We start from the raw sequence: 15708 nt of genomic DNA on the forward strand, positions 1-15708 counted from the left end.
GCATTTAGTAGCATCCTGGTCCACCGGCGCCGCTTGGCCCACCACCGCCGCCGCCACCACCCATTACGCCATCGAAACCACCGGGGTCAGTGTCCTTAGGCAGCTCTGGAGGCGACAATGTGGCTCCGCAATTCCAGTTAATCAGCGTCGAATCGCCGCTTAAGGCAAGTGAAGACTGAAGATTAATGGTGTTTCCAATGAAGTGGATATTTCCTTCTTTGGTCAGAACAATTCTTGCGCCGCCGCAGGAAAGCTCCAGATGCTCTCCTGCAGAGTAGACCGACACCTTGCCAGCGCTTTCGGTTTTACGCTCACCGACGCTGACCGTCATTTTTTTACCAATCTTCGCGGTATAGTTTTTCCCCACGGTTAGGGATTTCATGATTCCAACCTGCAGTGCTTCAATCAGCGCGACAGAGGTGTTCATAATGCCGCCGACAACGGTTTGATAGAGGGAACCTACGCTGAGAATTTTGGCAACGCCAATCGTCTCTTTTTTAGCGATGTTTACCGTTTCCATTTCATTTTTATGCACATGAATAATTTGGTTTTTTTTCACCGTTGTTATCTGGTTTTTATCAACGGTAACGGCCTGATTCTTTTTCACATGCTCGGTATGATTGGCGTCAACGGTCGTGCTGCGGTTGTTGAGAACGTCAGTATTCATGTCTTTCTGGGCATGGATGTAGACCTCCTCACGGCCCGCTTCATCTTCGAAGCGAAGCTCGTTAAAACCGTCGCCTTTGTGCGTTTTGGTTTTAAACGTGGTTTTTGTTTTTTCTGCGGGCAAATTTAGCGGTGGGCGATTATTGCCGTTGTAGGTACACCCCGTGATGATGGGGCGATCGATATCACCATTGAGATAAGAAACAATGACTTCTTGGCCAATGCGAGGCGTTGCAAGGAAACCAAATCCATTGCCGTTCCATCCCTGAGCAACACGAACCCAGCATGATGCTTTGTCATCTTCAGCGTCGTAGCGATTCCAATGAAAAAACACTTTAACGGCACCATCTGCGTCTACATAAATTTCTTCCCCTTTAGGACCAACGACTTCAGCAACTTCATCTCCATCAGCCTGTGGTTTGAAGATGAAAGGTGCCCGCCAGTCTGCTTTTCCGGTCATAAAGCTGAAACTATTGGTTAATGTGGTGCCGCCTTGATTATCTTCTTCTTCTAACGCTTCAGGCATTTTTCCGTGGTGTTCAATGGCCGTTATTTGCCAAAGGTCGTTCATGGTTTGGAGTGGGTGTTCAGTGATCCTGAACATGTAGCCCGGCATCAGGCGGATGCAGTTAGATTGCGCATGCCCAGTTCGGCTGTTTGAACGAATTTGTTCAAGCCGATATTTCACCATAGGCGCTGCTTCGGCATCTTTTTGAAAGCGACCATAGCTTTCAAAAACCGTATGGCTATTTGAGGCGTTTTCCGCCTCGGCTGAATGCTCTAAGAAGTAATCTGGAATGTGGTAGTTGCGATCTTTATGCGCCGTTTTGCCCGGGCGCATTGAGGCACCAAACCGCAAGCTGTGGATAATATCGCCATCCATAGCGGTTTTAGGATGTGGGTTATAGAATAATAAATCGGTACCTGGCATTGCTAAATGAGTGTCGCCATACTGCATTCCTTCGGTATCGAACCAAAAAATAAGCCCCTCTTCGGATGCAAGACGGCAAAAAAATTGATAGTCCGACTCTCTTTTTTGAGTCACGAATTCACGCGTTTGATGTGGGTCTTTTAATTGAACACAGGTGGCTTTAACCTGATTTTGCTGTAGTAGCTCGGTTAAAATTTGGGGTACCGAACGCTGATGGTAAATCCGGCTTTCTTGGTTAAGCGTCATCGTCCACATTTCGGGACGTATCGTTAATGTATAAAACGTGCGTCGAAATCCGCTATCGCCATGCTCAGCACGAGCCACGATCCCGGTTATTGTTCGTTGCTTTATATCATTAACTGTTATTGTTAATGACGCAGGTAAAAGCAGTAAGTCATCAATATTAATATTCGCGTTATGGCTAACCAGCGTTAGGGTTAGCTCAAATAGCTCTGAGAGTTTTTCGTTTAAATGAAACTCTGCTACATCAAAAGTATTCGTGGGTAACCCACCAATTTGGCACGAAAAATACAATCCATTTTTCATCGTGAAGTGTCCTTACATTATTTTCCGTTGACCAGATACATGACGCCAAAACTATTTTTGCTTTGGTTAAGAGCAAATAAATAGCTCAGTACAATCGCGAAAACATATATCTTGCAGCCAGATCGAATGGTGACATAGTTTGTCATGAACCATTTTTAGGCGATTTCAAACTGCGCTATATCTTTTCCAGTTTGTGTCGATATCCAGTATGAACATGAAACACAAGAGCGAGTTTTACCTGTGGATGTGTTTTCGGGTTAATTTATAACCTGATGGGGATTTATTAAAATTAATTGATAATTAAGGAAAAGTTAATTTTCTGGATAGAATAAAAAGGCCACTATAATCAGTGGCCTGTGAGTTATTTCTTATTTATTACGCTGACGTTTTCAATTACACCGGTGGCAAATCAAACAACAGAATTTCTGCTTTTTCGTCTGCATGGATCGAAATAGCTGCTTCGTCCCAAATTGCGACACCGTCTGCGGTGCTGACGTGCTGACCGTTGATAGAGACATTGCCTTTAACTACCTGAATCCAAACGCGGCGATCGGCCTGCATCTGATAGACGCTTTGTTCGTCTTTCAACAGCGCCCAGCGAGTGAGCGTCATGTCTTGGAACACTTTCAGCGATCCATCACGAGCATCGGGAGACAGCACCAACTGGCGACCCTGTGGAACATCAAACGCTTTCTGCTCGTAGCGCGGCGTCAGGTTTTTCTGATCTGGAATGATCCAAATCTGATACAGGTGTAAATCGCGATCCTGATGAGCATTAAATTCAGAATGGCGAATACCGGTACCGGCGCTCATGATCTGAAACTCACCGGCGTTAACCTGTTCTTTGTTGCCCATGCTGTCTTGGTGAGCAACTGCCCCTTCCATTACATAAGTCAGGATTTCCATATCTTTATGTGGATGGGTTGGGAAACCTTCACCCGCCGCGATTTTATCGTCGTTAATTACGCGTAATGCGGAAAAACCCATGAAGTCTGGATCGTAATAATCGGCGAAAGAAAATGAGTGCCAGCTGTCCAGCCAACCATGATTTGCGTGACCACGGTCATTTGCTTTACGGATATAAATCATAATCAAAATCTCCTATGAGCCAGCCAATCAGGCTCTTGTTGTTGAAATCTAGTTTAGACCTAAGCCGATAATATGAAAGCGTAAAAAACTCATCCCTCTGTTCAAAAAATCAGAACAAGTTCTAGATTTAAAACCAGAAATTGGATTTAGGATGCGTGAAAAACAAGAATTTTTCTCATTTAAATCCTTGACTCTGGAGTGGACTCCAAGGTGTAGACTGCTATTAAATCTCGATTATTTCTCTTTTCCGTTTAGCGGATAACCTTACGGAGGTCAGCATGTCTGAGCACATTCACCATTCACATGGAACCGACCCTACACACGAGCATAGTCATAACCATGCAAGTTCTTCATGCGGCTGCGGTCACAGCCACAGTAAAACCCAACATGGTTGCTGTTCTGATAAAACTGTATCGCAAGATAGCCATGGCAGCTCGGTTTCTTCCTCTTCTTCTGAGGGCGATAGCTGTTGTAGCGGCGGTCATTGCCACGACGATGGCGATGATGAGGACGAACACCCCTCGGCACCTCCACTCACTCCACCACCGATAGGCAGTCAGCGTTTTAGTTGGAAAATCCGCGGTATGGATTGTCCTAGCTGTGCCAAAAAGATAGAAACTGCGGTGGGGGGCATTCCCGGCGTGGAGCGCGCCGCCGTGCTGTTTGCCACTGAAAAACTGGTTGTTGATGCGGGGCATGACGTTAGCCAAAAAGTACAAGCTGCGGTGGAAAAAGCCGGTTTTGTGTTACTTGGTGCAGGTGGCACGAAAACTCAGCCTGAAAATGGTTTTTGGAAAGAATACGGTCTGTTGATCTCGTTAGTGGTCATGATGATCGTCAGCTATGGCATTGAACAGATTAGCCCAGCATTAGGCCGTATCGCCTTTATTGCCACCACGTTAGTTGGTTTGGCTCCGGTGGTTCGGCAGGCATGGAACCTGACGCGTAGCGGTACGCCATTTGCGATTGAAACCTTAATGAGCATTGCCGCAATTGGCGCACTGTTTATTGGTGCGACCGAAGAAGCCGCGATGGTGCTGCTGTTGTTTATGATCGGCGAACTCTTAGAGTCTTACGCCGCGAGCCGCGCACGTAAAGGTGTAACGGCGCTTATGGCGCTGGTGCCGGAAGACGCCGTCGTGGTTGAAAACGGCAAGCGTAGAACGGTTGCGGTGTCGTCGCTGATGCCGGGGCAAATTATCGAAGTTGCGCCGGGCGCACGTATGCCAGCAGATGCCGAGTTGCTGGCGGATGGCATTAGCTTTGATGAAAGCGCATTGACCGGTGAGTCGGTGCCGGTTGAACGCCAAAGTGGAGAGAAAGTGGCCGCGGGGTCGCTGGTTGTGGATCGCGTATGTCAGCTTCGTGTGGTATCGGAACCGGGCAATAATGCGATTGACCGCATCCTTCACCTGATTGAAGAAGCGGATGAGCGCCGAGCACCTATTGAGCGTTTCCTCGATCGCTTCAGCCGGTATTACACGCCCGCGATTATGTTGTTCTCGCTGTTGGTAATTTTGGTACCGCCGCTGTTGTTTGCCCAGCCTTGGGATACTTGGATTTATCGCGGCCTGACTATGTTACTGATTGGCTGCCCATGTGCCTTGGTCATTTCGACTCCGGCAGCCATTACCTCGGGTCTGGCCGCAGCAACGCGCCGTGGTGCATTAATTAAAGGCGGGGCTGCGCTGGAACAGCTGGGAAGGGTTACCACCATTGCTTTCGACAAAACCGGAACGCTGACGCAGGGAACGCCGCAGGTAACAGACGTTGTTGCTTTGTCAGGGATCAACACCGATCAGATTTTGACGTTAGCCGCTGCGGTTGAAGTGGGCTCGCATCATCCTTTGGCGCAGGCGATTGTCCGTAATGTTGCTGATAAAAAATTAGCCATGCTAACTGCCGACGATCGTCAGGCGAAGGCGGGTGTTGGGGTTGAGGGCGTGGTTAATGGCGATCGGGTTCAGGTGATGGCGCCGACTAAGCTGCCGCAGGATGCCTTGAGCGAAGATGCACTTGCGCAGATCCATGCGTTAGAAAGCGCGGGGAAAACCGTGGTGGTGGTTATTCAAGCACTGCAACCTATTGGCGTTATTGCATTAAGTGACACCTTACGCGCAGACGCCGTGGAGGCTTTGGCGCAGTTGAAACAGATGGGGATCAGCGGCGTGATGCTAACCGGTGATAATCCGCGCGCAGCGGCGGCTATCGCCAGCAAGCTCGGGATTGAATTCCGCGCCGGTCTGCTGCCTGCTGATAAGGTGGATGCTTTAACGGCGCTCAGCCAAAAAGCGGATACGGCAATGGTCGGTGACGGCATTAACGATGCGCCTGCTATGAAGGCCGCGAGTATTGGGATTGCAATGGGTAGCGGCTCAGATGTGGCGCTCGAAACGGCTGATGCCGCGCTAACGCATAACCGCCTAACCGGATTGCCGGAAATCATCGCGCTGTCGCGCGCGACACATGCCAATATTCGACAGAATATCACCATTGCGCTGGGGCTAAAGGCGGTGTTTATGGTGACAAGCTTGTTAGGATTGACGGGGTTATGGCTGGCCGTTTTAGCGGATTCTGGCGCAACGGCCTTGGTTACCGCGAATGCTTTAAGATTATTAAGAAAGTCGAAGTAACGTAATAACGCCCTGTTATTACAAGAAAATAAATCGCGGCTAAAGTCTTTTTTAGCCGCGATGCGCATTTTATGACTTACGATACCCACATAGTTTATTGGTATACTCGCTCGGTTTTTAGTCCGAGTTAACTCGTTTTTCGTATTTAATCGAGCAAACAATTCACGAATTTAATACAAGCCAAATAAAAAAATGAAGAAATCCACTCTGCTAGCGCTGGTTCCAGCAGCGATGATGTCATCTTTTGCTTTTGCTGATCTGCCCGCGAGCGATGATGCAACTCAAACACTTATCGATCAGGCATCAACACCACAATTCCTCTCAAAATCAAAAGTGACCGATTCGAAAAAGCAAAGTCTTGCGACAACCAAGCAGGTGAATGACAAGAGCGCCGCGAAACAGGAATCTTCTTTCTTACCTTTCTGGGGGGATGAGGCGAGAGCGTTGGGCTATGAATTGCCTGAGCCTTTTGGTGTTAGCGTCAACTATATGAATATACGCCAGAACATTGATGTTGATAGCATTAATTTCAGCGGATTGGGATTAGGTACAGGGAGCCATTTCATCGCGTTTCCTTCTAATCTGTTTGATATAAAAGTGGGTAAAACTCGTCAAAAAAGCAAAACAGAGACGATGAAGTTGGATGCGTGGGTGCTGCCTTTTATGAACGTCTACGGCATTATTGGGCATACCAAGGGAAGCTCGTTATCTAATGTTTCGGTGGATTCCGATCCTTCTAATTTTAAAGGGCTGAATAAAATCATATCTAGCGTTATTCATGGTATGAATCAGAATGGAACACTAAAAGATATTGATTTTAAACTGGATTTCAAAGGTACCACTTATGGCGCAGGTACGACGCTGGTGGGCGGCTACGGCAACTGGTTCAGTATGGTGGATTTGAACTATACCCAGACTCGTTTTGATATTCTTGATGGTAGTATTGATGCCTTCACGGCCTCTCCGCGCGTAGGCTACCGCTTCACTCTGCCGGCCATTGACATGCTGAATATGGGGCCAAGCAAGCTTAATGTCTGGGTTGGGACGATGTATCAGGATGTGCAACAAGAATTCAAAGGCAATCTGAATGATTTAAATATGCCTGCAGAGTTGCAGCAGTTGATGAATTTGGCAAATGAAGACGGCAAAGGCCGCTTTGACGTCAAACAGCACCTGCAATCGCCTTGGAACGTTCTAGTCGGGGCACAGTATGAGATTACCCGCAACTTCAATGTCCTGACTGAAATCGGTTTTGCTGAACGTAATAGCTTCTTCGTATCCGGTGAGTACCGCTTCTAATGCGTCGCGTTGGCGGGCTTTGGCTCGTGGCTTGCCTTAGTATTTCTTCTTTTGCACGGGCAGGAGATCTCCTGCCGTCGCGTCAGCAGGTGGATGGCTGGTTAAAAGGGCTCGGTTCGGACAACCAGTTTAACCCTGATAAAGGTATTGATTGGGGCGTGATGCCGGGCCCCTTTTATACGCCAGAGTTAGGGTTGGGCGTAGGCATGGCCGTAGTTGGCATGTATCGTCCGGACAAACACGATCACGTTAGCCAAAACTCAACGCTTTCGCTGAGCGGATTCGCCAGTTCTACCGGCGCTTTCGGCTTAGGTTTAGAGAACTACAGCTTTTTTGCTGACGATGCATGGCGCTTTTATCTCAGCGGCGCACTCAACGATATGCCGACCTACTATTGGGGAACGGGATTTAGTGCTGGCCGCAATAATGACGATAAACAGAAATACACCTCGCAGGAATTCAGCGCTAAGCCCGATCTGCTCTACCGAATTGCGCCTAACACCTATTTAGGTCTTGGCTGGTCATTTTCTTCTGTCCATGCCGCATCGATTCAAGATAAAGATCGCGGAACGCTAGAGCGCGAAAAAGCGGGTACTTCGGTGCTGAGCTCGGGCGCTAGCGCAACGTTTACCTACGACACCCGCGATTTTGTTTCCAATCCCCGGCATGGTCAGTTAGTGAATTTAACCTATACCTATTATGCTCCAGGGCTTGGCAGTGATACCCGTTTTGATTCTTTGGATACTCGCTATGCACTTTACCATGCGCTAGATGACAAAAATGTGCTGGCGTGGGAGATTGATGGTCGCTTCACGCAGGGCGATGTTCCATGGAATATGCTGCCGTTGCTGGGCAGCAATAATCGGATGCGTGGTTATTACGAAGGGCGTTACCGCGATCGAAACGTGGTGAGTACGCAAATCGAATATCGACGAAAGCTAGATTGGCGTCATGGTGTTGTTGGCTGGCTGGGGACAGGCACCATGGGGCCAAATACGCGAGATTTAGGCCAAAGCGCATGGCTACCTTCGGTGGGCGTGGGCTATCGTTTTGAATTTAAGCCGCGTATGAACGTTCGTCTCGATCTTGGCGTTGGTAAAGGCAGTACGGGATTCTATTTTCAGGTAGGGGAAGCCTTTTGAACATTGTACTCAAATATGGATTATCGAGTCTGATCTTGCTGACATCTGCCTGCTCAGCGAACGTCAAATTGCCGATTACGCCTGATCTATCAACGGCGCCTCAGCAGAGCGCTACGCGTGTGTGGCCAACGGTTGAGCGACTTTCTGCCCCCGATGGATTACGTCCGTGCTGTGCTTTTGGCTATAACTTAAAAGCACAGGCGCTGGGGATCCCCGTGCCCTTTTATCAGCTCAATAACGTGGTAGAAGCTGATTCGTTAGGCGAGCACCATTATAACGACAGTCTGTTTGGTGCGGTTGCCAATCTGATGGGGGTCAGCAGCGAGCAAGATGGCTTGCTATACACCACGCAGGGTGGATTTATCGATATTGCGCATGTGCGTGATACGGCGGATATGACGCTCTATCTGTTCAGCCATATTTGGCCGCAGCTGGGTCAGGCGCAAACGATCGAGCTCAGCCAAGAACTTGCTAAACGCAAAATCACGCTGTTTGCATTCACGCCTCCGCAGGATGAAGCCGAGCGCTTTACGTTGGCTGCTTATCTCTCTAGCTATTTAGCGTTCCAAGTAGCCGCGTGGCACGAAATTGCTCAGTGGTATGGTTTTGAATCTGTTCCCGGATTTTCAGAGGGAATTTCTGCTTTTTCGCCGGAAGATCTCTATTCGAACTTAGTTGGCGCCCGTTTGGCAACGTCGCTGATATTGCAGGGACATACGGCCTCGGTAGCGCAGTTTAATGTGGCGATGCAAACGATTCTGCCCGATGCGTTGCATCGTCTAGGTGCGGTTGACGCCAACGACACGCGTTTTCAATTCGATATGCTGGATGGCAATTGGTGGAATAGTCATCGTGCGGTGCCGGAGAAATTTCTGGTGTTGAAACGTAACTATCAAACGGAAGACGATCGCGTTCCTACGCCGGTGCCTAGCGAGCAGGCAAAGCCGCTGCGTTTACAGCTTCCCAGCGAGTGGGCAGGCTTGGAGATGCAAGCCTTGGGAGAACTTCAGCTTTGGCCCGGTCGTTCTATGAAGCAACTGCCTGCGCCTGCCAAATACTATACTTTCCGTGATTTTCCAGCCTTGGCGCTTCATGCCAGAGTTGAGGATGCCGTGGATTTGAGCGCGCAAAAATAGTAGAGAGATGAAGCTAAAGGGACGTAAGCGTGCGTCCCTTTTTTGCAATGTTTAGCCGATTAATTTGCTGTTTCGTCAATCACTTCGCGAGCGATAGCGAACAGCGATTGGTAATGACTCTCGCGATCGGCAATGTCTTCTTCAACGCCTATGGTGTTGTAGAGGAAAGTAATTTTAGTGTCCTCAACGCCTAAGTAGCTGCCACAGCTGATGAGAAAATCGGTGATGTTTTTTTCCCAACCGTATTTCACAAAGCCTGATTGCGAGCCGCCAACCAACGCCACCCAACGAATTTTTTTCGCCGGAAACCCTTTCCCGCCGTAGGCTAGGCCATGGTTCCAAACGCGATCCATATACCCTTTAATCATGGCCGGATAGCTGTACCACCACAGTGGGAAGACAACCACCAGCGTGTCGTGACCTTCCAGTTCGCTATACAGCTGATGCACGTCAGGTGAGTATTGTTTATTTGGATTTTCCCAGTCCGGCTCATCTTCAACGCCTAGCACAGGATTAAACCCTCGGCGGTAAAGGTCGAGCGTAGTGACGCCGATAGCATGATGGGCGGCTTGGCTTTGCATGGCCTCAACAATATGCGCGGTCAATGAGTCAGCGCGAGGATGCGCCCATACAATATACATTTTCTCTGATTTCATGGAGTTATCTCAATCTCTTAAGGTGTGGCTGACACTTTACGAGGGAAAGATAATTGTGTAAAAGTGAGTATTTGAGATAGGTTGATGAAGGATTTTCACTAATGCGGCTGAACTTTTCCGATTTTGCCCCGTTCATCGTTGTGGCGCGGCATAAAAGCTTTCGTGCGGCGGGAGATGAGCTTGGCTTGTCACCTTCTGCAATAAGTCATGCGATTAAGCAGCTTGAGCAGCGGCTCAAAATCCGGCTATTCAACCGCACCACACGCAGCGTTGCGCTGACCGAAGCGGGCAAGAGTTTATATGATCGAATGCGCCCCGCGTTTGATGAAATCAATACCATGCTTGATGAAGTGAACTGCTTTCGTGATTTGCCCATGGGGACATTAAAAATTAATGCTGCACGTGTGGCAGCCAAGCTGTTCTTGATTCCGTTGGTGGTGGGTTTTTCACGTCAGTATCCTGATATCAAAGTAGAAATCACCACCGATGATAAGCTGGCAGATATCGTGGGAGAGGCCTTTGACGCAGGAGTTCGCCCCAGTGCGATTGTGGAAAAAGATATGATCGCCATTCCTATTGGCCCACCGGTTAAGTTTGTCGTGGTCGCTACGCCGGACTATTTCGCCCAGCATGGAAAACCCAGTCACCCACGTGAACTGGTGGATCATCAGAGCGTTATATTTCGTTTTCCCAGCGGGCGGCCTTACCACTGGGAATTTGTTGGGCCTGAAGGAAAGCTAGAGGTCGCCCCCAACGGTAATATTATTTTGGACGACGTAGATACGATGTTGGATGCCACTTTGCTCGGGGCGGGTATTGCCTTTTTGTATTATGACCAAGTGAAATCTCATCTTGAAAGCGGCCAGTTGGTTTCCGTGCTCGACGAATGGTTACCGGAGCAGCCAGGATTTCAGCTGTACTACCCGAGTCGGCAATACATGACCTGCGGCTTGCGTGCCTTTGTCGATTATATTAAATCCTCTTGAACGAATGGCTGAAAATTATTCAGTTGTAAACCTACTTCGCCCAACATTCATGCGCGTCCTTGAGTAGAATTGCTGCCTAAATCTGCAATGGGCAAAAGACTTCGTGATTTTATTACTTCTCACCACCGTATTGTGGGCATTTTCATTCAGCTTGATTGGGGTTTATCTGGCCGGTCAGGTTGATGGTTGGTTTGCGGTATTAGTGCGAGTGGCGCTTGCTGCGCTGGTCTTTTTACCCTTCTTGCGCTGGCGTGGGGTACAAGCCAAACAGGCTTTGCTGTATATGGCGCTCGGTGCCTGCCAGCTGGGAGTGATGTACCTGTTTTACTACCAGTCTTTCTTGTATCTCTCGGTACCAGAAGTTCTGCTGTTTACCATCATGACGCCGATTTACGTCACGCTGATCTACGATCTGATGCAGGGAAATCGGCTGCGTTGGGGATATTTATTCAGCGCGCTGCTGGCGGTTTTAGGGGCGCTGATTATTCGCTATAACCCGTTAAGCCCTCAGTTTTTACTCGGTTTTGCTCTGATTCAGGGCGCTAATATTTGTTTTGCGATAGGTCAGGTCGGCTATAAGCGCGTGATGGAAATCAGCCCTATGCCGCAGCGCAACGCGTTTTCATGGTTCTATTTGGGGGCGCTTTGTATCGCTTTACCGGCGTGGCTGCTGTTTGGTCATCATCAGATGATGCCCACCACGGGATTACAGTGGGGGATTTTGATTTGGCTTGGCGTGGGGGCTTCCGGTATGGGCTACTTCATGTGGAACTATGGGGCGACGCAGGTGGATGCCGGTACGTTAGCCATCATGAATAACGTGCTGATCCCGGCGGGGCTGCTGGTTAATCTGGCGATCTGGCAGCAGCACCCGGACTGGATCAGGCTGATTGCTGGTGGCGCGGTGATTGCGCTTTCTCTATGGGTGCACCGTCGATGGATTGTTCGTCGTGAGATAAAGCATCACGGGTGACTTTGCCGTGATAGACCTGCGCATCGCGTACGAACGGCAGATGCTCACAGGCATGACGGCGGGCGGAATCAATAAAGGCTTCGGTAACGGGCTGATTTTGCTCACCGTCGCGAACCGCAGAGTATAAACGGCTCCACAAACCGTCACCGAGAGGCTTGGTGACAACTAAGCCTTGGCGTTCCACATTTTCTACTACCCAATGCGGTAGTGCTGCAATGCCCATCCGCGCCGCAACCATTTGAATCAGCAACAGCGTGTTATCCACACTTTTCAGCGCAGGCGTGACCCCCGCTGGCTGTAGGAAGTGGCGCCATACGTCTAGGCGTTGGCGTTGCACCGGATAAATCAGCAACGTTTCATCGGCTAAATCCTGCGGCGTTATTTCAGCTTTACCTGCCAAAGGATGATCGGGTGAAAGCACCAACCGAACCTCATAGTCAAACATCGGCGTGTAATGCAAATGGCTGCGCGGCAAGATGTCTGACGTCATAACCAGATCCAATTCACCTTGTTGCAGCGCCGGTTGGGGATCGAAGGTGACGCCCGAGTGGAAATCGACGGAAACATCCGGCCAGTGTTCACGGAATTTATCTAGCGCTGGGGTAAGCCATTGGATACAGCTATGGCATTCGATGGCGATGCGCAGCGCACTTTGGTGTGGCTCGTTGCAGGCTTTCAACGCCTGTTGGATCTGCGGCAAAACCTGTTCTGCCAATCTCAACATAATCTCACCCTGCACGGTAAAACGCAGTGGCTGGCTTTTGCGTACAAATAAGCGATAGCCCAAACGTTCCTCTAAATCACTGAACTGATGTGAAAGGGCGGACTGCGTTTGATGCAGTTGCGCTGCCGCAGCGGCTAACGAGCCCGTATTTCTCAGAGCCTGTAGCGTCCTTAAGTGTTTCAGTTCGATCATGAGAGTCTTTCACCTTGAGTGTGAATAATTTGCGCTTGTTCGATATACAGTACCTGTGGATTATGGATGTGTAAACATCTAGATGGCTATACACATCATAATTCAAGTTGCTGATGCGTTGGTTAGACTTGTTCACCCTAGTGACATCGCGATCTACCTCCTAGGGACTGACAAACTTTCCGCCGTTCTTCAAACAGAATTATTCAGAGTATAGCCACCATAATTCCGACGCCGAGCGCGGCTATATCGGTGATATCTCTCTACATAATGGGGTAAGAATAATGAGCGTAATCAATCACACTTTAGGTTTTCCGCGTGTCGGCCTGCGTCGCGAACTGAAAAAAGCACAGGAAAGTTACTGGGCGGGCACTATCTCTCAAGACGAGCTGCTGAGCGTGGGGAAAGAACTGCGTGCTCGCCATTGGCAACAGCAGCAACAAGCGGGCGTTGATTTACTGCCGGTCGGTGATTTTGCATGGTATGACCATGTACTAACCACCAGTCTGTTGCTGGGCAACGTACCGGCTCGCCATCAAAATGCAGACGGCTCAATCGATCTGGATACGCTTTTCCGTATCGGCCGTGGACGTGCGCCAAGCGGCGAGCCTGCTGCTGCGGCTGAAATGACCAAATGGTTCAACACGAACTATCACTACATGGTGCCGGAATTCACGCAGGGGCAGAAATTCTCTCTAGGATGGACGCAGTTGTTAGAAGAAGTGGATGAAGCGTTGGCGTTGGGTCATAACGTCAAGCCAGTGCTGCTCGGGCCAATCACCTATCTGTGGCTTGGTAAGGTCAAAGGCGCGCAGTTTGAACGCTTAGACCTTCTGCAAGATATTTTGCCAGTTTACCAACAGGTTCTGAAAGCGTTGGCAGATCGCGGTATTGAATGGGTACAAATTGATGAGCCTGCGCTGGTGCTCGAATTGCCGCAGGAATGGCTCGATGCTTATCAGCCAGCCTATCAAGCGTTGACGGGGCAGGTGAAACTGTTGCTGACCACCTATTTCGAAGGGATCAGTCATAATCTTGAAACCATCCGTTCGTTGCCGGTTCAAGGCCTGCACGTTGATGCGGTACACGGTAAAGATGACCTGAACGCCTTGCATAATGCGCTGCCGCAGGAGTGGGTGTTATCGGTCGGTGCGATTAATGGCCGTAACGTATGGCGTGCTGACGTCAGCCAGTGGTTCGAGCGCATTCAGCCGCTGGTGGCTCAGCGTCAAATTTGGGTGGGTTCTTCATGTTCCCTGCTGCATAGCCCGATTGATTTGAGCGTGGAAACACGTTTGGACGAAGAGGTGAAAAGCTGGTTTGCGTTTGCTCTGCAAAAATGTGCTGAGCTGGCGCTATTAACTCAGGCAATTAACGAGCCGGTTGCTGAGAACCTGCAAGCTCTGGCGGATTACAGCGCACCGATCCGTGCGCGTCGTAGCTCTCGACGAGTGCATAACGCGCAGGTGGAGCAACGTCTGGCGGCGATTACGCCACGTGATAGCGCCCGTAACCAGCCTTATGAACAGCGTGCTGAAGCCCAGCGTAAGCGTTTCAATTTACCGGCATGGCCAACAACAACCATCGGTTCATTCCCGCAAACCACGGAGATTCGGGGCCTGCGTTTAGATTTCAAACAAGGCCGCGTTGATGGCAACAACTACCGCACGGGCATCAGCGAGCACATCAAACAGGCCATTGCCGAACAGGAACGTTTAGGTCTGGACGTGTTGGTGCATGGTGAAGCCGAACGTAATGACATGGTGGAATATTTCGGTGAGCATCTTGATGGCTTTGTATTTACCCAAAATGGCTGGGTGCAGAGCTACGGTTCTCGCTGCGTTAAACCTCCGGTTATTATTGGTGATATTAGCCGTCCTGAAGCGATTACCGTTGAGTGGGCGAAATACGCTCAGTCGCTAACGGACAAACCGGTGAAAGGCATGCTGACAGGGCCGGTGACGATCCTCTGCTGGTCATTCCCGCGTGAAGATGTGACGCGTGAAACCATCGCTAAGCAAATCGCGTTGGCATTGCGTGACGAAGTCGAAGATTTAGAAAAAGCGGGCATTGGTATTATTCAGATTGATGAACCGGCACTGCGTGAAGGTTTACCGCTGCGTCGCTCCGATTGGCAGGCTTATTTGGAGTGGGCGGTTGACGCTTTCCGACTGAATGCGGCGGTTGCACAAGACGACACCCAGATCCACACGCATATGTGTTACTGCGAGTTCAATGACATCATGGATTCTATCGCGGCGCTGGATGCCGATGTGATCACCATAGAGACCTCTCGTTCTGATATGGATCTGCTGGAAGCATTTAAAGAGTTCGAATATCCAAACGAAATCGGTCCTGGCGTGTATGACATCCATTCGCCAAATGTGCCGAGCGTAGAGTGGATTGAAGATCTATTACGTAAAGCCGCGCAAAACATTCCGGCTGAGCGTCTGTGGGTAAACCCAGACTGTGGCTTGAAGACCCGTGCATGGCCAGAAACGCGCCAGTCATTGGCGAATATGGTCAAAGCAGCGCAGCGTCTGCGTGAGCTTGCGGCTTAATAGGTATAGATTTTGTAGGGTTAGTGATTCTATAGGTCGTCTAGTAAATCGAGATACACGGGGCTACCGCAGGGTGGGGCGCTCCGGCAGCTAAAGCTGCTACGACCCCATCCCTACGGTTCCCCTAAAATCAAACTTAAGAGAAGACTCTTGGGATTCATTTTCGGATGCTGCGCA

General features: G+C 49.6%; 11 protein-coding genes. 7 read left to right on the forward strand and 4 right to left on the reverse strand.

The features are described from left to right. Positions 1 to 4: 4 nt before the first annotated feature. On the reverse strand, positions 5 to 2143 hold the full coding sequence (gene tssI / locus AB3Y96_RS01040) for a type VI secretion system tip protein TssI/VgrG (RefSeq protein ID WP_367298300.1): 2139 nt from the start codon (positions 2141 to 2143) through the stop codon (positions 5 to 7). A gap of 393 nt (positions 2144 to 2536) precedes the next feature. Beyond that, entirely contained in the window at positions 2537 to 3232 is a 696-nt protein-coding gene (locus tag AB3Y96_RS01045) for a pirin family protein (RefSeq protein ID WP_072308829.1), read from the reverse strand. Positions 3233 to 3510: 278 nt separating this feature from the next. Between AB3Y96_RS01045 and AB3Y96_RS01050 the strand changes: the two genes are divergently transcribed. The 4 genes from AB3Y96_RS01050 (at position 3511) to AB3Y96_RS01065 (ending at position 9442) form a co-directional block, all read left to right on the forward strand. Next, on the forward strand, positions 3511 to 5865 hold the full coding sequence (locus AB3Y96_RS01050; protein WP_367298301.1) for a zinc/cadmium/mercury/lead-transporting ATPase: 2355 nt from the start codon (positions 3511 to 3513) through the stop codon (positions 5863 to 5865). Between the two features lie 192 nt (positions 5866 to 6057). Then, the gene (locus tag AB3Y96_RS01055) at positions 6058 to 7164 is read left to right on the forward strand and encodes a hypothetical protein (protein WP_367298302.1); all 1107 of its coding nucleotides are present in this window, start codon (positions 6058 to 6060) and stop codon (positions 7162 to 7164) included. Then, positions 7164 to 8306: a BamA/TamA family outer membrane protein gene (locus tag AB3Y96_RS01060; protein ID WP_072308832.1), complete on the forward strand. Its 1143-nt coding sequence runs from the start codon at positions 7164 to 7166 to the stop codon at positions 8304 to 8306. Before AB3Y96_RS01055 ends, AB3Y96_RS01060 begins: the two co-directional genes overlap by 1 nt. Before the next feature lie 29 nt (positions 8307 to 8335). Beyond that, positions 8336 to 9442, forward strand: coding sequence for a DUF4056 domain-containing protein (locus AB3Y96_RS01065; protein ID WP_367300260.1), 1107 nt, complete (start codon positions 8336 to 8338; stop codon positions 9440 to 9442). Positions 9443 to 9501: 59 nt separating this feature from the next. Here the strand turns inward: AB3Y96_RS01065 and AB3Y96_RS01070 are convergent, their stop codons facing one another. After that, entirely contained in the window at positions 9502 to 10098 is a 597-nt protein-coding gene (locus AB3Y96_RS01070; protein ID WP_367298303.1) for an NAD(P)H oxidoreductase, read from the reverse strand. A gap of 101 nt (positions 10099 to 10199) precedes the next feature. Here AB3Y96_RS01070 and AB3Y96_RS01075 point away from each other — a divergent pair, with 101 nt between their 5' ends. Together AB3Y96_RS01075 and AB3Y96_RS01080 are read left to right on the forward strand one after the other, a co-directional pair. After that, the gene (locus AB3Y96_RS01075; RefSeq protein WP_367298304.1) at positions 10200 to 11084 is read left to right on the forward strand and encodes a LysR family transcriptional regulator; all 885 of its coding nucleotides are present in this window, start codon (positions 10200 to 10202) and stop codon (positions 11082 to 11084) included. 103 nt (positions 11085 to 11187) lie between these two features. Beyond that, positions 11188 to 12057, forward strand: coding sequence for a carboxylate/amino acid/amine transporter (locus tag AB3Y96_RS01080; protein WP_046360352.1), 870 nt, complete (start codon positions 11188 to 11190; stop codon positions 12055 to 12057). Here AB3Y96_RS01080 and metR read toward each other — a convergent pair. Then, positions 11966 to 12973 (reverse strand): HTH-type transcriptional regulator MetR, encoded by a 1008-nt coding sequence (gene metR, locus AB3Y96_RS01085; RefSeq protein ID WP_072308835.1) that lies wholly within the window; start codon positions 12971 to 12973, stop codon positions 11966 to 11968. The genes AB3Y96_RS01080 and metR overlap by 92 nt on opposite strands. A gap of 281 nt (positions 12974 to 13254) precedes the next feature. On the opposite strand from metR, the gene metE reads away from it, so the two are divergent. Then, positions 13255 to 15531 carry a 5-methyltetrahydropteroyltriglutamate--homocysteine S-methyltransferase gene (gene metE / locus AB3Y96_RS01090; RefSeq protein WP_367298305.1) on the forward strand — a complete coding sequence of 759 codons (2277 nt, stop codon included), beginning with the start codon at positions 13255 to 13257 and terminating at the stop codon, positions 15529 to 15531. The last annotated feature ends 177 nt before the right edge of the window (positions 15532 to 15708 follow it).

Source organism: Hafnia alvei, assembly GCF_964063325.1.
Taxonomy (GTDB): Bacteria; Pseudomonadota; Gammaproteobacteria; order Enterobacterales; family Enterobacteriaceae; genus Hafnia; species Hafnia alvei_B.